This is a genomic window from Corynebacterium zhongnanshanii, from assembly GCF_014490575.1.
Taxonomy (GTDB): domain Bacteria; phylum Actinomycetota; class Actinomycetes; order Mycobacteriales; family Mycobacteriaceae; genus Corynebacterium; species Corynebacterium zhongnanshanii.
The window spans coordinates 1,406,633-1,425,202 of sequence record NZ_CP061033.1 but is presented as its reverse complement, the minus strand read 5'-3'; the positions used below and the strand labels follow the sequence as shown (position 1 = coordinate 1,425,202).

Sequence of the window (18,570 nt, the reverse complement as noted above, 5' to 3'; positions counted from 1 at the left end):
TGGGATACTCATCGGGTGCGCTCCCCATACTTCCCATGAAAGTCCCTACAATGGGGGCCATGGTTGAGATGAAAGATATGATGGCCCCGCCTCCAGTGAAGCTTCCCGAAGAGAATATTCCTGCGGATATTGGCGTTGAGACCGCACTCAAGCACCCCGAAAGCCCTTTGGTCTGGGCGACGATTGCTGAGCGTGCCATCGGGAGTGCCGAGACCGATGATCAGCGGGTTGCTGCGTATGCGGCTGCTCGGACAGGCTACCATCGTAGTTTGGATCGTTTGCGTGCCAATGGTTGGAAGGGTTGGGGTCCGGTGCCTTTCGACCATCGCCCAAATCAAGGGGTGTTGCGCGCTATTGCGGCCTTGGCGTTGGCGTCGAAGATGATTGACGACGATGCCGAATACGACCGCTGCCGTCAGATGCTGTCCGACGCCGACCCCTCGTCCGTACAGTCTCTCATCGACGACAAACTGTAGCTGAGAACAGCGATGAGGAAGGGTGAGACCTCACGTTATTTCTTCGCGCATCTATGGTGAGGGAGGCGTGTTGCGCACCCTCGTTCGGGTGACCACTGTGAATTTGGCCACATAGCAGACGTTTCGTGTAGGATAGTGTTTAATTTACTTTCCCTAACATTTTTATGACGGTGGTTGTCATGCGTCCTGTGATGAAATTTCTCAGTCTGGTCTTTGCGGCCGGGACGGTTCTAGCGACGGTTCCTGCATCTCAGGCGCAGGATATGAAAGATGAAAGCACCCAGATTGGGGACATGCTTGGAGAGATAGAAGAGATAGATACCACAGTGACCGCTCCTGATCGTGAGGGTTTGGTGCCTGGTGAGGCAGGGTGTGGGTTTTCGTGGGGTGGGGCAGGATTGTCGGACGTATTGGCCGAGTCCTTTTAGGGTGTGTGGTGCGATTCGGGTGAAGTATGAGCAATTAGGTGGGCCGCAGATTTTTTTGACGTGGCCGAAGTCGGATGAGTTGGGTGTTCCGGATGGTGTGGGGCGGCGTAACGAATTTGTGAATGGATTCATTTACTGGCATCCAACTACCGGAGCGCACCCGGTTACTACTCACTTTTCTACCGTGTGGGCGCGTAATGGTTGGGAGGCTGGTCGGATGGGGTATCCGGTCAGTGATGAGTATGGTCTTGGTGATGGTGTGGGTCGTCGGCAGGATTTTCAGGGGTCACATGTGTTTGGCTCGTTGGCGGGGTTGGCGTCTGTTGAGGGTCGGATCTTTGATCGATGGGTTGAACTAGGAGGTGAATCCGGGCAGATGCTGGGTTATCCAGTTGAGGATGAAAAGCCGACTCCTGATGGTATCGGGCGGTACAGTAGGTTTGTGTGGGGATTTATATACTGGACGCCGGAGACTGGTGCGCATCCTGTGTATGGTCCTATCTTGGCTCAGTGGGCTGCCGGTGGTTATGAAAAAGGTCCGTATGGCTATCCTATTTCCGATATTCAAGGAGATCCCAACGGTGCAGACAGTCAAGTTTTTCAGAGAGGAAATATAAAAATTCCAGGGATTCCGTCACCTACCTACACAGAGTTGTCGGAGTATATTCCTCCTGGAGAACAATTCCGGTCGCCCGGTGAGTTTAAAGTAATTGGTGATAATTATGAAAATATGCTTGAGTGCTGGGGTAAAAATGATCATAGGATTTTGACGATTTTTCATCATACTGGCGAGCGTCTGGACTGTGGAGGATTTGATCATATTTCCCAAAAGCATATGCCGAAGAAGAAGTTCATAACTAAGCAGATATGGGAGGACTTTCAGACGTGTGTTGCTTACACTTTGTTTTCTAGTGAGCCTTCTGATAGAGAGAGTCAGCCGGGTACGTACATACGCACAAGGTTTAATACTTATTCAAATGTTCGTAGTTATGTGATTGTGTGGTCGGATACCAAATTGATCCGAACAGCTTTTACTGAAGATGATCGAAAAGGAAGGGATTGGGGCGGATGTCGGAAGGGTCTGATCAGATGATAAATTTAGATCCCGAATGGGGTGTTGAGTGGGGAATTTGGGGAGGTCGGACGGAGGAAGAAGTGCGAAATAGTCCAGGATTTGCAACCCCCCAGTACTTAGGGCTGTCTGAAGAATTAACGCAACGTTTAAGGGGTTGGAACAGGGCCTGGCTTGATAATTATGTTGGTCCTGATAGAAAGTTTGTTGAGGGGCATCATTCTAATAATAAGAGGGGCTTTTCTGAAGATTTTGACCTTGATGGCTGGATACGTGAGGGTTTTATTATTGCTAAGAATTTGGAACGTGAAACTGGATATGGCGTACGTCTAGGGTTTACTAGTTATCTTAGCAGGTACTCTTCTTTTAGAATGTGAAATATGTTTATTGATGAAAATTGTAGTTGCGTTGCTATCTATCCTGATGTGGTAAAGCCTGATGGGGTCTGGGGTGTTGGGGAAAAGGAGTTGAAAGCCTTCCAGGCGGCGTGTAATGAAAAAGACCCGAAGATTCTGGGTGATTTGAAAGATTGGATTAGGCAATGGGAGGAGAACTTCTATACTGAGTATCTTGAAAAGTATCATCAGGTATGGGAAACGGGCTTCGACGTGCTTGAGTGGGTTGCGGAAGGCGATAGAATCTCCGACCTTATAGAGTCTGAAACTGGCTATAGGGTAGCGAGGGTATATAGAAGATACGAAGATTGTGTGCAGGTTGATGATGCGCTTAAAGGAAGGTGGCGTCCTCGCTATCGGTCTCACTATGGGCGCTGATTGCCCATGTTCCCCTGGTTGCATTTGAGCCGCGCTCTATTGTTCATAAGGAAAAATGAGGCGTCCTAGGGCTGTGAGAGTGTACGAACTAAATAGGAGACAATGGGATCCGTGGGCACTATGAGGTTTGATTAAGAGACCAAGGACCGTGCGCTGTGCTTGTACTACGAGGTGGTTGCTGAGGTGGGCGCGGCGAAGCTTGGGGTGCGCCGCAAGATCGGTGGGACGCTGGATATCAACCCGGCCACACTGAACAACTGGATCCTTAAGGCCGAGAAGGAAGCAGTGGTTTCCTCGGGCGTTGCCGAGCGGGACAAGGATGCCGAGATTGCCTGGTTGCCCAAGGAAGTCAAGCAGCTGACAGAGGGCAACCAGATTGTGAGGTTGGCATCGGCTTTTCCCCCAGGCGGAACTCGACCGCAAACGTACAGTAGCCGTGGAGTTTCTCCATGCCCACCGGCACTTGTATTCCATCGAGCGGATGTGCCAGGTCCTTGTAGAGCACCAACACCGTATTTCTCCTGTGACCTATTATCGGTATCAGGCACGTAATTGTGGCCCTACCGATGCCGAGCTGGACGAAGCGTACGAGGCAAACCACCTCTAAAACCTGTGGGTTGCCAATCGTCGGGTCTATGGGTGCCGCAATCTGTGGAAGGACCTGATCAGCGGTGGGTGGCAGATTTTGCCTATGTCTACACCAAGCAGGGCTGTTGCTAGGCTGCGTTTGGTGCCGACGTGTATACGCGCAGGGTGCTGGGCTATAGTGTGGCCGAGTCAAAGGGGCAGGAACTTATATTAGGACCAGGTATAATACCTGGTCACGCGTGCGAAGTTTTGTTATAATATGGTCTAATATGAAACTTATTAGACGGCATACACTAGAGGTAATGAGGGAAGGAACTGGGGCGGATGTCGGAAGGGTCTGATCAGGTGATAAATTTAAATCCCGAATGGGGAGTTGAGTGGGGAATATGGGGAGGTCAGACGGAGGAAGAATTACGAAATAGTTCGGGGTTTGCAAGCCCTCAGAGTCTTGGATTATCTCCGGGATTAACGAAACGCTTGAGAGACTGGAACAAAGCGTGGCTTGATAACTATGAGGGTCCGTGGTTAGAAATATCTCAAGAAGCCTTCTGTAACACTTCGCGAGGTTTTTTGGCGGATATAAATTTGAACGAGTGGATCCGTGAAGGCTTCATTATCAGTCATCAGCTCGAGCAAGAATCAGGGTATGTTGTCGAAGTTGGGTTCGCAAGAAGCCTCTGTGCAAATTACAGCAAGCAAAAGGGTGCTCGTGATTAGCGACGGAAACATTTATTACATTGCTCTCTACCCTGATGTAGATAGGCCTGACGGTATGTGGGGTGTGAATCAGGAAGAACGCGCTGCTTTTCTGGAGGAGTGCTCTGCAGTGATACCAGAGGTTGTCGAAGACTTGCATCTGTGGATTCAACAGTGGAAAGAGCGTATCTATGACGATCCTGCTCAGGACTATCGACGGACACGGAATCCTTATTCTGAGAAATATGCTCTGGCCTGGAAAGAGTTAATAGATGAACGCGGCTGGTTAGACGAAGGCGACCGCATCTGCGATGCCATCGAGAGTAATACCAGATATAAGGTAGCGAGACTGTACCAAGGATATCGGGAACATAAGACCTACCGGAACGGTAAAGTGAGAGATCAACAATGAGGTGCCCAGCGTCGATATGACGCTGGACACCTCATCGTTGTGGCAGTGTGCGCGCCTGATGGCTAAAGCTAACCACCCGGAGTGCGTGGTTTAAGGAACCTGGATAACTCCGGCGGTGGGCAGGAAGTTGCAGGTGCTTGGAGCTGCATCCTTGTTGTTTACGGTGAATCCGCCATCAATGTAGGCGAGCACGGTGCCTGGACCGGTCTGGGCAGCACCGTTGACGGTGCCAGGGCCTTCTGGGTTGATTCCGTTGAATCTCAGTGGGGTAACGCCGCGCTTGCCGTTGTTGATGTTGACCCAGTGAACATTCATCTGGGAGTGCTGTTCCTTGGCAATGGTTCCGGTGCCCAGGCCGGTGAACACGAAGTTCACTTCGCCTGGCGCGACGCCTGGGAGTGGCAGGTTGGCTGGACCAGGGACCGCTGCTGCGGTGCCGACGGCGTTGTTCTTGCCGCCGATGCAGTTCTGGGAGATGGTTGGCCATGCGAACTGGGTGAAGTGTGGGCCGTTCTTAGGGATCGGTACTCCCTTGCCTTCCTCGCCGCGGAAGAAGCCAACAAGCTTGGTGAGTGCTGCTCCAACCTGTGGTGGAACGTTAGGGTTCTTGGTGAATTCTTCGATGGCGTTCAGGGTTTCGGCATTGGGGCGGCCGAGGTGATCCAAGGATCCTACCTGTGCGTTAGCAGTTGCTGGGGCGATCAGCGTAGGTACTGCCAGGGCGCAGGCGGTGCTGAGGCCCACAAGGGCGCGAAAAGATCGTTTGGTGATAGACACGGTCAACCTCTCAAATTGGTGAACATCACGAGTAACATTAACCACATTAGTCACTTTGTTCACATCTGTCATGCTGTATGATCGTTTTGCTTACATTAGCACCCCTAGCCTCGGATGTCATCACAACGAAGAAATTTTTAGAGATTCGGGCAAAAGAGCCTCTGGCCAGCACGGATGACAGTAACACGCAGGGCGCTACCGCCTGTCGAATGGATCGAACCTGGGGTGAGGGGGTAGAATGCTGTGGTTAAACTTTTCCCCCACATAAGGAAGATTTGGGATCTTGGCTAGAACTGAATTCCGTAATGTTGCCATCGTCGCACACGTTGACCACGGTAAGACCACCCTGGTGAACGGCATGCTGGAACAATCCGGTGCCTTCGGCGACCACGGCGAGCACACGGATCGCGTGATGGACTCCAATGATCAGGAACGCGAGCGCGGTATCACGATCTTGGCGAAGAACACCGCCATTCACCGCAAGGGTCTAGGCAAAGACGGCGGCGACCTCATCATCAACGTGATTGATACCCCAGGCCACGCCGACTTCGGTGGTGAGGTTGAGCGCGGCATCTCCATGGTGGACGGAGTGGTTCTGCTGGTCGACGCCTCCGAAGGCCCACTCCCGCAGACCCGCTTCGTGCTGACCAAGGCTCTCGAGGCCAAGCTGCCGGTTATCATTTGCGTCAACAAGACCGACCGCCCGGACGCCCGCATCGACGAGGTCGTCACCGAGTCTCAGGACCTCCTGCTAGAGATCGCGGCAGGCCTGGAAGATGACGACGCCGCCGCGGCCGCCGAAGAATTGCTCGACCTTCCTGTGCTCTACGCCTCCGGTCGCGAGGGCAAGGCGTCGACGGAGAATCCAGGCAACGGCAACGTGCCCGAGGCAGAGGACCTGCAGGCCCTGTTCGACGTCATTTACGACGTGCTGCCTGAGCCGTCGGCGTCCGTGGACGGCCCACTGCAGGCGCACGTCACCAACCTTGACTCGTCCGACTTCCTGGGCCGTATCGCCTTACTACGCATCTACTCCGGACAGATCAAGAAGGGCCAGCAGGTTTCCTGGATCCATTACGACGAAGACGGCGCACAGCACATCAAGCAGGTGAAGGTTGCAGAGCTGCTGCGCACCGTGGGCTTCGAGCGCCAGCCGGACACGGAGGCCATCGCCGGCGATATTGTCGCCATCTCCGGTATTTCGGACATCATGATCGGCGATACTATTGCCGACGTGGACGACCCACAGCCGCTTCCACGCATTAAGGTCGACGAGCCAGCCATCTCCATGACTATCGGCGTGAACACCTCTCCGATGGCAGGCCAGGGCGGCGGCGATAAGCTGACCGCCCGCATGGTGAAGGCCCGCCTGGATCAGGAATTGATCGGTAACGTCTCCATCAAGGTGCTACCTACCGAGCGTCCCGATGCCTGGGAGGTTCAGGGCCGCGGCGAGATGGCTCTGTCCGTGCTGATCGAGAACATGCGCCGCGAAGGCTTTGAGCTGACCGTTGGAAAGCCACAGGTTGTGACGCAGGTCGTGGACGGCAAGACCATGGAGCCGTACGAGATGCTGACCGTGGATTCCCCATCCGAGTTCCAGGGTGCGATCACCCAGCTGCTGGCTACCCGCAAAGGCCAGATGCAGACGATGGATGTCCGCGAAGGCGACTGGGTGCGCATGGAGTTCCGCATCCCAGCCCGCGGCCTGATCGGTTTCCGCACCCAGTTCTTGACGGAGACCCGTGGCGCAGGTATCGCCAACTCCATCTCCGATGGCTGGGATGAGTGGGCCGGCGCCATTAAGTCTCGCCCCACGGGATCCCTGGTGGCTGACCGTTCCGGACAGATCACCGCCTATGCACTCCAGCAGCTGGCTGACCGCGGCGACTTCTTCGTCGAGCCAGGCATGGAAGCCTACGAGGGCATGGTTGTGGGTGCGAACAACCGTGATGAGGATATGGACATCAACATCACGAAGGAAAAGAAGCTCACCAACATGCGTTCTGCCACGGCAGACGCCACGGTCACCCTGGCCAAGGCCCGCACCCTGTCTTTGGATGAGGCACTGGAGTTCTGTGGCAACGACGAGTGCGTGGAGGTTGGACCGAACGTTCTGCGCGTCCGCAAGACCATCCTGAACGCAACCGAGCGTGCTCGTGCACGCTCCCGCGAGAAGCAGCGCAACAACAAGTCCTAATGTAGGGGCTGTATGGTACTGGTGACAGTGAGCCGGTGAATGACCCAAGGAGGCACGTGGAGTGACGAAGAGTAGTACTGCGCGTGCCTTCGTGGCGTCTGTGGCAGCGGCACTAGTGCTGGCATCCTGTTCCGCCCGCCCGAGCGACGCTCCCACGGTCGAGGACCGCATGCCGGCCGAGCAGAACTCCCAATCTGCCCGCACGAACAACGAGGCCAGGGAGAAGGCGGAGCACAAGGCTCAGGAGGAAGCCCGCCGGGTGATCCGCGTGGGCGTGGACTCCTTCACCGGCAACCTGAATCCGCACATGAAGGGCAATCTGGATCCGGTGGTGTCCGCCATTTCGGACCTGACCCTGCCCAGCGTGTTCACCGCCGGCCCGAAGGGCCTGGTGATGGATAAGGACCTCGTGGAGTCCGTGAAGCCGGACGACGAGGAGGCCCCCACCCGCGTGACCTACACGCTGACCTCGGCGGCGCAGTGGTCCGATGGCACGCCGATTACCGTCAGCGATTTCCAGTATTTGGCCGAGGAACTGGCCGAGGAACCCGCGGCGGCGGAATCCGGCCTGTATCAGCACATTAAAACCATCGAAACCAGCGTGTCCTCTACGCATTTCACGGTGGTGTTCGATCAGCCATTTACCTCCTGGAAACGCCTTTTCCACCACTTATTGCCTAGCCATATTTACCGCGGGGAAAATCGCCCCTTTGCCGAAATGATGCGGGAGGCCTCTGCTGCGTCCGGTGGTGCTTACGCGTTGAAACATATCGACGCCGGGCGCGGGTTCGTAGAACTCCAACGCAATGACCGGTACTGGGGTGAGGAACCGGCTGCGACGGATCGCATCCTGTTCACCAGCGTTCCCGATATCAACACCGGCGCGCAGATGCTGCGCACCAAGCAGATCAACATGTTGGTGCAGCAGTCCGAATCCACCACGCAGCTCACACTGAACCAGCTGAAAGACGTGCAGCAGCGCAGTCTGGTGCGGCCGGTGCAGCTCAACCTGGTCTTAAACTCCCAGAAACCGGGCCTGACCACTAGCTCCGCCCGGGCACACATCCTCAGCAGCATTCGCGCCCGGGAAATCGGGCAGATCGTGGCACAGGATATGGACGCCGAACGGCCTGAATGGCAGGTCTCGCCGAGCGCTTCTCATGCTCCCAAGCGCGCGCACTTCACCGCGGACGAACCGCTGGTGATCGCGGCTCCGCAGGAAGACCAGAAGGCAGTGGTGGCCGCCCGTACGGCCGCGGACCAGCTGAGCCAGGCGGGCATTCCGGCGCGTGCCGTGCAGCAGGACTCAGTGGAATTATTTTCCCGAACATCCACGAAGGATGCGCCCGATGCAATTGTGCTGTGGCAGTATTCTCCTTCTGATTTAGGGGACTATGTATCCCAATTCCAATGCAAATCTGGAAAGGGGAAGAATGCTGAGGAGCCGCACGCTTCGGCGTCGTCGGAAAAATTAGACGATCACTCCGAATCACAGGGCGAGCACGCACATCCATCACACGGGCAGGACAGCACCTCGCGTGCTACGTCGCTGCCGCCGGTGCAGGAGGGAGACGTGCCACTCGGCGGAGGCAACGTGTCCGCGCTGTGTGACAACGACATCAACGCCCTGCTCGCCAAGCTCGAGGCCGGGGACGAGGACCTGCGCGGCTCCCGTGAAGAGCTGAACACGCTCATCGCCGAGCAAGCAGTCGTGCAGCCCCTGCTGGGAAGCCGCAGTAGCGTGGCGCGGGCGAAGGTGTTGCAAGGCCCCACCAACGAGTTGGCGGAGTGGCCGATCACCTCCAGCGCGGGAATCTTCGCCACGGCTCATCAGTGGACGATCGACCCGCTGGCTGACACGAAGGAGAATCATGACAGGCACGGATAACGGCAGCACACCCACCATCGTCGCCGTTCACGCGCACCCCGACGACGAAGCCATCTGGACCGGCCTCGCCCTCGCCAAAGCCGTGCGGCTGGGCGCGAAGGTCATCAACGTGACCTGCACGTTGGGGGAGGAAGGCGAGGTCATCGGGGACGAGCTTGCCCGATTAGTGACCGACGCTCAGCGCCCCGACGGGACCGGCCTGCTGGGTGGCTACCGCATTGCCGAGCTCCAGCGGGCCCTGACGTCTCTGGGAATCGACGCGAGCCCTGTGTTCCTGGGAGGGGTGGGGCGCTGGCGGGACTCCGGGATGGAGGGAACGCCGTCCATCGAACACCCGCGGGCGTTTGCCCATGTGGATAACTTCGACGAGGAAGTTCAGCAGCTCACGCAGCTGCTGGAGGAACTCCGACCCGACATTGTCGTCACGTATGCCACGGATGGCGGGTACGGCCACCCGGATCACAAGCGCGCTCATCGCGTGACGCACGCCGCGGTGGAACGGCTGGATGCGGCGATGAAGCCACGCCAGATCCTGTGGTGCGTGAGCGACCGGCTGGCCATCGATGACGGGCTTGCGGGCGTGAGTGAGGACGAGATTCCGGAGGGCTGGCGCTTCGGTGAGGTGGCCGCGGTGGACCACAGCGAGGTGGACTTCACCATCCATGGCGCCAGTCAGGACCTGGCCGCAAAGGCCGCGGCGATGGCAGACCACGCCACGCAGGTGGTGGTGGATGGGCCGGTGTTCGCGCTGTCTAACCAGATTGTGCAGCCGCTGTTGGATACGGAAGCTTATACCGTGGCGTTCACTGCGCCCGGGGAGGATAGGGACTACGCACAGCGGTTCTTCGAGGGCGAGGCTGCGACGGACAAGACGGCCGAGACGGTGACGGGTTTCATGACAGAAAGTGACGAGTTCTAGTGCATAAGGACACCAGCGAACCCCACTGGGGCGACCCCACCCGGTCCCAGGCACGGCGGGATGTCACGCGGAAGGAAACCATTATGGGGCTATCCTGGCTGTCGGTCGGGATCCTGTTTGGTCTGTTTGTGGAAATCCTGTACGTAGGTTCTAGGATTACCGTGGGTGGAACCGGAATACCTGTGCCGTGGACCATACTCTTCGCGTTTTTCTTTAATCGCTCTATTTCGAGGATCGCGAAGCTGTGGACTGACAATCCGCTGGTCGCGGCGATTCCTTTCCTCCTGTGGACCTTCGGTTTCATCGCGTTGACTGCGTGGCCAACCGTGGGTATCACGGGTGACCAATTAGTGCCACAGACCGTTTGGTCTATATTGGTATTTATAGCCGGTTTGGCTGGAGGAGCGTGGCCGTTGCGACCACGCTTCCCGGATTTGGGCACCCCACAGCCAACCGCTGCCACAGTGCGACAAACTAGCAAGTGAGAAAGAAGAGATAATGACTTACACCATCGCACAGCCATGCGTTGACGTCATGGACCGAGCATGTGTTGAAGAATGCCCCGTTGATTGCATCTACGAGGGCAAGCGCTCCCTGTACATTCACCCTGACGAGTGTGTGGACTGTGGTGCTTGCGAACCCGTCTGTCCTGTGGAAGCCATCTTCTACGAAGATGATGTTCCGGAGGAGTGGGAAGAGTTTAACGACGCCAACGCAGCCTTCTTTGACGACTTAGGCTCTCCCGGTGGCGCGGCCAAGCTGGGCCCACAGGACTTTGACGCTGAGCTGGTGGCTGCCCTGCCACCTCAGAACGAAGAATAAGAACAGCTATTGACCAGCTACTGACCACCGTCGAACGCAGCATTAGCGCGTGAGTCAGCAGCTGCGTCGTACACGACACAAGAAAAGCAGACATCGCACCATGGCACCCACTCGCATCCCCGTCGCCCAACAACTCCCGGATTTCCCCTGGGATTCCTTGGCGGAGGCAAAGGCAACGGCGCAGGCATACCCGGACGGGATTGTCGACCTGTCGGTCGGAACTCCAGTTGACCCTGTAGCTCCGCACATCCAGTTGGCTTTGAGCGAGCACGCAGCGCAGCCGGGTTACCCCCAGACGAAGGGTACCCCGGAGCTGCGCGCGGCGATTGTGGGTGCGATGGAGCGGCGCTATCGCGTGACGGGCCTGGACCCGGAGCGTGCCGTGTTGCCGGTGGTGGGCACGAAAGAGGCAATCGCCTGGCTGCCGACTCTGCTGGGCATTGGTGAGGGCCACACCGTGGTGATCCCGGAGTTGGCATACCCCACCTATGAGGTCTCAGCGAAGCTCGCCGGGGCGACCGTGGTGCGCAGCGACTCGCTGCTGAAGTTGGGGCCATCCACGCCGTCGTTGATCTACATCAATTCCCCGGCGAATCCTCATGGCAAGGTCTTGGGGGTGGCACATCTGCAGAAGATGGTGGAGTTCGCGCGCCAGCGCGGCACCATCATCGTGTCCGACGAGTGCTACCTGGGTCTCGGATGGAATGACAACAACTCCAGCGAGGATTCTGCCCGGCCGGTGTCCATCCTGGATCCCGAGGTGTGCGGCGGGGACCATACCAACCTGATCGCGGTGCATTCCCTGTCGAAGACTTCCAACTTGGCGTCCTATCGTGCAGGCTGGCTGGCCGGTGACACGCAGCTGATCCAGGAGCTGTTGGAGGTGCGCCGTCACGCGGGCCTGATGAACCCCGGTCCTATTCAGTCGGCGATGATCGCGGCTCTTGAGGAAGATGGCCACGAGATGCTGCAGAAGGATCTGTATCGTCAACGCCGAACCGTGTTGCGCGCGGCACTGGAGCAGGCTGGCTTCAGTATCGATTACTCCGAGGGTGGCCTGTACCTGTGGGCGACCGAGGGCCGCAATTGCCGGGAGACGGTGGACCGCCTCGCTGCCATTGGCGTGCTGTGCGCACCGGGGGACTTCTACGGCCCGACGGGCGTGGAGCATGTGCGCATTGGCCTGACTGCCACGGACGAGAAGATCGACGCCGCCGCGCAGCGCATCGCGACGTTGCTGTCGAAATAACTCGTGTCTCGCTGGCGGCCTACGCCACGGCAGGGAGTATCGGCGCAGCGCGTGGTGCTGCGGGGCCACGTGCCTGCCGATGGTGTGGAGTACTGGGCGGCTGGTGCCGGGGATTCACCCTTTCCTCCGGGGACACTGCTGGAACCGCTCACAGCTCTGGATGTTCCCACTCCGGCATGGTTTCACCCGCAGGTGCATGAGGAGCCGGACTATCTTCTGAACCTGGATATTCCCGTGCTGTATGAGTCGCGGGATGTTCTGGTGGTGGATAAGCCCCATGGGTTGCCGTCCACACCCAATGGCTCGTTGATGCGGGCGAATGCGCAGACGATGTTGCGCGTGCACCGTTCAGAGATGGATCTGGTGGCGGCGCATCGGCTGGATCGCCTGACAGGGGGAGTGCTGCTGTTATCGCGCAGGCCGGACACCCGAGGCTTTCTGCAGACTCAGTTTCTGCGGCGCACTGTGGCTAAGACCTATGTGGGACGCTCAGTCGTGCGGGTCGCGGGATTTGAACAGGAGACGGTGGTGGAGCTGCCGATGCTCAAGATCAAGGACGTACCCCAGGTGAGGGTGGATCCGGCGGGCAAGCCCACAAGAACCCGGGTGCGGTTGCTGGGGCGCACGGAGGCGGGGGAGTGGGAGTATCTTCTGCGTCCGGAAACGGGGCATACGCATCAGTTGAGGGTGCTGATGAATCATCTGGGAGCGCCGCTGGTGGGGGACAGTACGTACCCGGTGTATCGGGCGACGGATTTTAGTAATGAGGCGCTACGGACCGAACCGCGTTTGGGCTTGCGGGCGGTGTCCCTCACTTTTCGCGATCCTGCTGAGGGAGAGAGCACAGTAAAAATCACACAAAAATAGACGTTTGCGAACTATTTTTTCAAATCTATTGATTTTGTGCAAAAAATGGGCTAGAGTGAAATAATGACTCAGGAAATATTTCAGTCCGTCCTGGCAGGTCGTCTCAATACACCAGCAGCGAACGCATCGCAGTGGGTGCGGCGATTGTCGGGATTCTCGTCGCCGTCATCGGCGCCTTCGTGATCAACGATAACGATCTATATCACTGGTGGGCTGTCCTTGGCTGTGGGATTGTGGCGCTTATCTTCGGTATCCGTGCGAAGTCCGTCAAGCTGGCTGTTCTAGGAGTGTATGTCATCCTTCTTCCCCCGGTCTTCTTATTCGGATCCTGGGCAATATACACACTCATACATCTGTAGTGCTTACCTCGCAGGTAGTGCCTACCCCGTAAAAATGATGAAGCACCCACTGATAATTCAGTGGGTGCTTCTTGGTGAAAAATAAGGCGCGGTCAGACGCTTAATTCTTGTGCAGATCCTCGTTGAGCTCCACAGCATTGGTGTTTACTACGGCCTCCACTTCACCGGAGACGGAGTTGCGTCGGAACAGAATGCTAGACTGCCCGGACAGTTCCGCAGCCTTCACTGCAGCGCCCTCCTCGGCGCCCACAAGCTCAGCCACAGCACCGCGGACCACAACCTTGGTTCCGTAGGTGAGATACAGCCCAGCTTCCACGGTGACGTCATCGCCAATGGAAATGCCGATGCCGGAGTTAGCACCCAGCAGGCACCGCTCGCCCACGGAAATGACCTGCTTGCCGCCGCCGGACAGGGTGCCCATGATGGAGGCGCCGCCACCCACGTCGGAGCCGTTGCCCACAACAACACCACCAGAGATACGGCCTTCCACCATGGAGCTTCCCAAGGTGCCGGCGTTGAAGTTTACGAAGCCCTCGTGCATCACGGTCGTGCCCTCAGCCAGGTGCGCGCCCAGGCGTACGCGGTCGGCGTCGCCGATGCGCACACCGGTCGGCACCACGTAGTCCACCATGCGTGGGAACTTGTCCACCGAGTACACGGTCACAGGACCGCGCTCTGCCTGCAGGCGCTCGCGCACCGCAGCAAAGCCCTCCACCTTGCAGGGGCCGTGGTTGGTCCACACAACATTGTTGAGCTTTCCGAACACCCCATCCAGGTTGCAGCCATGAGGCTTGATCTCACGTCCGGAGATCAAGTGGAGGCGCAGGTAGGCATCGAACGTGTCCGCAGGGGCTGCCTCAAGATCCTCGATGACGGTACGAACATGCACGCGGGTGGTGCCGCGAACCTCATCAGTGCCGGCCAGGGGACCCTCATGAGATTGTTCGGTACCGGAGGCCGTGGCGTCGGTCGACAATGCGAATTCGGTGAACAAGACGTCGAGGACATCGCCCTCGGCGGTCAGGGTTGCGTATCCAGTTCCAATAGCTCCAGTCATGGTTGTCGATACTACCTTTCTTTACGCCTCGGGGGTGTGAGCAGGGTTCTTCGAGCGGCCGGCGATGACGAGGCCCAGGACGGACAATGCCACGAAGGTGCCGATGGCGAACAGTAACTGCGGGCGAGCGTCGCCATCCCACAGCATCAGGGTTGCCAAACCGGCCAGGAGAATCACGGTAATCCACGGAAGTACGGGGTAACCCCACATGCGGACAACCAGCGTGCCTTCGGCTTCCAGCTCGGGGCGCAATTTAATTTCGGACAACGTGATCATCGCCCAGATCACCAACAGTGAGCCACCCACAATGTTGAACAAAATGCCGATCAGGTTATCGGGGCCCCAGAATTGCAAAGCCACGGACACGAACGCGAAAATCAGGGAGCTGTACACTGCAACATTGGGAACGTGGGAGCTATTCACGGACGTGAAAATGCGTGGAGCATTGCCCTGCTGGGCAAAGGAGAAGACCAGGCGAGACGTGGCGTAAATCTGAGCGTTAAACGCGGACAACAGAGCCAGCACAATGATGACTTCCATGAACGGAACCACACCGGGAATGTTCGCCAGCGCCAACACGCGGGTGAATGGGGAGTCGGAGGCGCCGGAGGCCTCACCCATGGACTCATACGGCAGCAATGCCGTAATCAGAAAGACGGAGCCCAGGTAAAACACGGAAATACGCCAAATCACCGCACGCGTGGCAGAGGCAATGGAGCGCGACGGATCCTCGGATTCAGCAGCGGCGATGGTAATGATCTCGATGCCACCGAACGCGAACGCCACAGCCAGAAGGCCCGTGGCCACACCCGGAATGCCATGGGGGACAAAGTCAGAAAAGTGCGACAGGCCCGGGGAATCGTAATTCGGGAAGAGTCCAAAGAACAGCCCGAAGCCGATCAGCATGAATGCCGCAATCACGGCCACCTTGATGAAGGCGAACCAATACTCAAATTCACCGAATCCGCGCACACCCGCTAAGTTCACGATGGAGAAAAACAGCACGGCAATCAGCGCAGGGAGCCACGGCTGCACCCCAAACCAATTCGCCATAATTGCCGAGGCGCCGGTGATTTCCGCGCCCATCACCATAATCAGCATGAACCAATACAGCCAGCCCAAACTAAAACCGGCCCAATTGCCGAAGGCGTAGGTTCCATAGGTGGCGAATGTGCCGGAGGCCGGCCGCGCGGACGCCAATTCGCCCAGCATCTGCATCACGAAAATAACGATGACTCCAGCGACGATATAGGACAACAGAACCGCGGGTCCGGCAGCCTGGATTCCCTTGCCCGTGCTGAGGAACAGGCCCGCGCCAATGGCCGAACCCAGTCCCATCATGGTCAGGTGGCGCGTTTTCAGATCGCGGCCTAGCTCCTGATCTTGTGTGGGTGTAGAAGTACTCATAGAAGCATTAGAACACACGTCACGTAGCATGGATGATTGATGATCCCCCCAAAAAACACTGATTCTCTAACCCCGCCCGCAGCGCAGACCCTGTGGGACGCTCTGAACAACGGCCCCGTGGAGCTCACCCGCGCGCTCGTGGACATTTACAGCGAGTCTCACCACGAGCTGGAGATCGCCGATGCCCTGGAGCCTGTGCTGCTCTCCATTCCGCAGGTCGAGGTGACCCGGCGCGGCAACACGCTGGTGGCGTGGACCACTCGCGGGCTTGCCGAGCGCGTGGTGCTGGCCGGTCACATTGATACGGTTCCTCCCGCGGACAATCTGCCCAGCCGGCTGGTGCACGATCCGGAAGCCGGCGAGGACGTGATTTACGGGTTGGGCAGCGTGGACATGAAGTCCGGGTGCGCCTGCTACCTCCATGCGTTTGCGACCATGGCCCAGGACGAGGACCTGACTCGGGACATCACCCTGGTGCTGTATGAGGGGGAGGAGGTCGCCTCCCGTTACAACGGACTGAACCACCTGGTCTCGTCCGATCCGGATCTGCTGCAGGGTACCGTGGCGTTGCTGGGTGAGCCGTCCGGCGGGCTGATCGAGGCGGGATGCCAGGGGACGATCCGCGTGAAGGTCACCGCCCACGGGGTGCGCGCCCATTCCGCCCGCTCGTGGCTGGGTGATAACGCGCTGCACAAGTTGGCGCATGTCCTGGTGCGTGTTGATCAATTCGACGCCCAAGTGGTCGACGTGGACGGCCTGGAATACCACGAAGGGCTTAATGCTGTGATGGCTGAGTCGGGCGTGGCCACGAACACGATCCCCGATGAGGCCTGGGCTTTTGTGAACTTCCGCTATGCTCCGCACCGTACCGCCGAGCAGGCCTTGGATCTGTTGTTTGAGGTGATGGGTGTGGGCACTCCAGATGCGCCAGCTGAGGGGTTCAGCCTGGAGATCGACGATATCTCTCCGGCGGCGGTGCCTGGGTTGGACCGTCCGGCGACCGCAAGCCTGGTGGCAGCGACCGGGGGTAATGTGCGCGCGAAGTTCGGTTGGACCGATGTTGCCCGCTTTACCCAATTGGACATCCCTGCGGTGAATTTTGGGCCGGGGGATCCCGGGCTGTGCCACACGAAGGACGAGCATTGCCCGGTATCGCAGATCCGTCAGGTCAGTGAGCAGTTGCTGAGCTTCCTGCGAAGCTAGGGTCTGCTGCGCGCGTGTGGTGGGGTGAGAGCCGTCGCCGAGCGAGGCTGGCGTGAGCAACGTACTGTGAGAGCCATGAGCGACAGTACTTCTTCGTCCACATCATCCACATCAGCATCGGCATCGACGCCGTCATCCAAGCCACAGCGCGATTTCGGCTACCGCGGCCCTGTGTTGGTGCGCGGTCGTCAACGCGAGAGCGCCGACCGCTCTACCACTGATAAGCGCCTGCTGCGCCCACAGCCCCACACGGACTGGCTGCACACTGACCCGTGGCGCGTGATGCGCATCCAATCGGAGTTCGTGGATGGCTTTGGCGCGCTGGCGAAAATTCCTAAGGCCATTACTGTGTTTGGCTCAGCCCGGATTGATGAGGACCACCAGTACTACCGCACGGGCGTGGAACTGGGAAAATTGATTCACGAAGCCGGCTACGCCACTATTACCGGCGGCGGCCCGGGACTAATGGAAGCCGCGAACCGAGGAAGTTGGGAAGCTGGAGGCTTGTCGATTGGCCTGGGCATCGAGCTTCCTATGGAACAGGGCTTGAACCCCTACATCGACTTAGGCTTAAACTTCCGATACTTCTTCGTGCGCAAGACGATGTTCCTGAAATATTCCCAGGCCTTCGTGTGCCTGCCGGGCGGTTTCGGCACCCTGGATGAACTCTTCGAAGCGCTGGTGATGGTGCAGACAGAGAAGGTGGAACGCTTCCCGATCATCCTGATCGGCACGGAGTTTTGGGGCGGGCTTGTGGACTGGATTACCACCCGCCTGGTGGAGGAGGGCATGATCGCGCCGGAGGACGTGGACCTCATTCACGTCACCGATGATCCTGCTGAGGCTGTGAACTTTTGTGTGGCGGTGCACCAGCATCAGGAAGACGAGCGCCGCATTGAGGACTTGAAGGTCCGCCAGGAGGAGCTTCGTCAGGAGCAGGAAGAGCTGGCTGCCACGCTGGAGCACTTGGGTCAGCAGCGCGATGAGTCGCGGGGCCATCAGCGCGACGAGCCGAGGGATCAGCAGCGCGGCTAACGGTGCCTCTGTAGGGCCCGGGATGTAGATTATTAACTATGTTTTGGATCGTGTCTCTCCTCGGAGCTGTGGTGTTCGGCGCCCTTCTGACGCTGGTGCTCGGCACCGTCGTGGGGCGTCAGGAAGATTACCCGCCACGCCTGGAGGAGCCGGACGCCCAAGAGCCGTGGAAAACCCTCATGGACGCCCCGATCACAGCCTCCTCGGTCCAGGAGATACAGTTCGCGCAATCCGTGCGCGGGTACAACCCACAGCAGGTTGATGCGTATCTGGAACGGATTTCCGCCCGCCTTGAACAGCTGGAACGCCAGCCTCACCACCACAACACACACGACAGTTAGA

The 18,570-nt window shown here is 58.1% G+C and carries 17 protein-coding genes; 14 read left to right on the top strand and 3 right to left on the bottom strand.

Annotated elements, in window-relative coordinates; genetic code table 11:
• Window positions 1-59 precede the first annotated feature (59 nt).
• From IAU67_RS06360 to IAU67_RS06340, 5 genes are all read left to right on the top strand, one after another.
• On the top strand, window positions 60-476 hold the full coding sequence (locus IAU67_RS06360; protein ID WP_151841862.1) for a DUF3151 domain-containing protein: 417 nt from the start codon (window positions 60-62) through the stop codon (window positions 474-476).
• 447 nt (window positions 477-923) lie between these two features.
• Window positions 924-1,997: an LGFP repeat-containing protein gene (locus IAU67_RS06355; protein WP_225723462.1), complete on the top strand. Its 1,074-nt coding sequence runs from the start codon at window positions 924-926 to the stop codon at window positions 1,995-1,997.
• Window positions 1,994-2,353, top strand: coding sequence for a hypothetical protein (locus IAU67_RS06350; protein ID WP_151841860.1), 360 nt, complete (start codon window positions 1,994-1,996; stop codon window positions 2,351-2,353). The genes IAU67_RS06355 and IAU67_RS06350 overlap by 4 nt, the downstream gene beginning before the upstream one ends.
• Window positions 2,354-2,356: 3 nt before the next feature.
• On the top strand, window positions 2,357-2,749 hold the full coding sequence (locus IAU67_RS06345; RefSeq protein WP_151841859.1) for a hypothetical protein: 393 nt from the start codon (window positions 2,357-2,359) through the stop codon (window positions 2,747-2,749).
• A 1,189-nt stretch (window positions 2,750-3,938) separates the two neighbouring features.
• Window positions 3,939-4,445 (top strand): RsmD family RNA methyltransferase, encoded by a 507-nt coding sequence (locus IAU67_RS06340; protein WP_151841858.1) that lies wholly within the window; start codon window positions 3,939-3,941, stop codon window positions 4,443-4,445.
• A gap of 90 nt (window positions 4,446-4,535) precedes the next feature.
• Here IAU67_RS06340 and IAU67_RS06335 read toward each other — a convergent pair whose 3' ends face one another.
• Window positions 4,536-5,222, bottom strand: coding sequence for an Rv1157c family protein (locus tag IAU67_RS06335; protein WP_151841857.1), 687 nt, complete (start codon window positions 5,220-5,222; stop codon window positions 4,536-4,538).
• Window positions 5,223-5,505: 283 nt separating this feature from the next.
• On the opposite strand from IAU67_RS06335, the gene typA reads away from it, so the two are divergent.
• From typA to IAU67_RS06305, 6 genes are all read left to right on the top strand, one after another.
• Entirely contained in the window at window positions 5,506-7,422 is a 1,917-nt protein-coding gene (typA, locus tag IAU67_RS06330) for a translational GTPase TypA (RefSeq protein ID WP_151841856.1), read from the top strand.
• Window positions 7,423-7,483: 61 nt separating this feature from the next.
• On the top strand, window positions 7,484-9,310 hold the full coding sequence (locus tag IAU67_RS06325) for an ABC transporter substrate-binding protein (RefSeq protein ID WP_151841855.1): 1,827 nt from the start codon (window positions 7,484-7,486) through the stop codon (window positions 9,308-9,310).
• On the top strand, window positions 9,294-10,229 hold the full coding sequence (mshB, locus tag IAU67_RS06320) for an N-acetyl-1-D-myo-inositol-2-amino-2-deoxy-alpha-D-glucopyranoside deacetylase (protein ID WP_151841854.1): 936 nt from the start codon (window positions 9,294-9,296) through the stop codon (window positions 10,227-10,229). Before IAU67_RS06325 ends, mshB begins: the two co-directional genes overlap by 17 nt.
• A gap of 498 nt (window positions 10,230-10,727) precedes the next feature.
• Window positions 10,728-11,051 carry a ferredoxin gene (fdxA, locus tag IAU67_RS06315; RefSeq protein WP_151841852.1) on the top strand — a complete coding sequence of 108 codons (324 nt, stop codon included), beginning with the start codon at window positions 10,728-10,730 and terminating at the stop codon, window positions 11,049-11,051.
• Between the two features lie 100 nt (window positions 11,052-11,151).
• A complete protein-coding gene (gene dapC, locus IAU67_RS06310) occupies window positions 11,152-12,300 on the top strand; it encodes a succinyldiaminopimelate transaminase (protein WP_151841851.1) in 1,149 nt (382 codons plus the stop codon).
• A 3-nt stretch (window positions 12,301-12,303) separates the two neighbouring features.
• Window positions 12,304-13,167, top strand: coding sequence for a pseudouridine synthase (locus IAU67_RS06305; RefSeq protein ID WP_151841850.1), 864 nt, complete (start codon window positions 12,304-12,306; stop codon window positions 13,165-13,167).
• Window positions 13,168-13,626: 459 nt separating this feature from the next.
• Here the strand turns inward: IAU67_RS06305 and dapD are convergent, their stop codons facing one another.
• Window positions 13,627-14,583, bottom strand: a complete 957-nt coding sequence (gene dapD, locus IAU67_RS06300) for a 2,3,4,5-tetrahydropyridine-2,6-dicarboxylate N-succinyltransferase (protein WP_151841849.1) — start codon at window positions 14,581-14,583, stop codon at window positions 13,627-13,629.
• 21 nt (window positions 14,584-14,604) lie between these two features.
• Window positions 14,605-15,990 carry an amino acid permease gene (locus IAU67_RS06295; RefSeq protein WP_187767871.1) on the bottom strand — a complete coding sequence of 462 codons (1,386 nt, stop codon included), beginning with the start codon at window positions 15,988-15,990 and terminating at the stop codon, window positions 14,605-14,607.
• Between the two features lie 39 nt (window positions 15,991-16,029).
• On the opposite strand from IAU67_RS06295, the gene dapE reads away from it, so the two are divergent.
• The 3 genes from dapE (at window position 16,030) to IAU67_RS06280 (ending at window position 18,569) form a co-directional block, all read left to right on the top strand.
• On the top strand, window positions 16,030-17,193 hold the full coding sequence (gene dapE / locus IAU67_RS06290) for a succinyl-diaminopimelate desuccinylase (RefSeq protein ID WP_151841847.1): 1,164 nt from the start codon (window positions 16,030-16,032) through the stop codon (window positions 17,191-17,193).
• A 75-nt stretch (window positions 17,194-17,268) separates the two neighbouring features.
• Window positions 17,269-18,228, top strand: coding sequence for an LOG family protein (locus IAU67_RS06285; protein WP_151841846.1), 960 nt, complete (start codon window positions 17,269-17,271; stop codon window positions 18,226-18,228).
• A gap of 38 nt (window positions 18,229-18,266) precedes the next feature.
• Complete coding sequence (locus IAU67_RS06280) at window positions 18,267-18,569, top strand: DivIVA domain-containing protein (RefSeq protein ID WP_151841845.1); 303 nt, start codon at window positions 18,267-18,269, stop codon at window positions 18,567-18,569.
• Window position 18,570 lies beyond the last annotated feature (1 nt).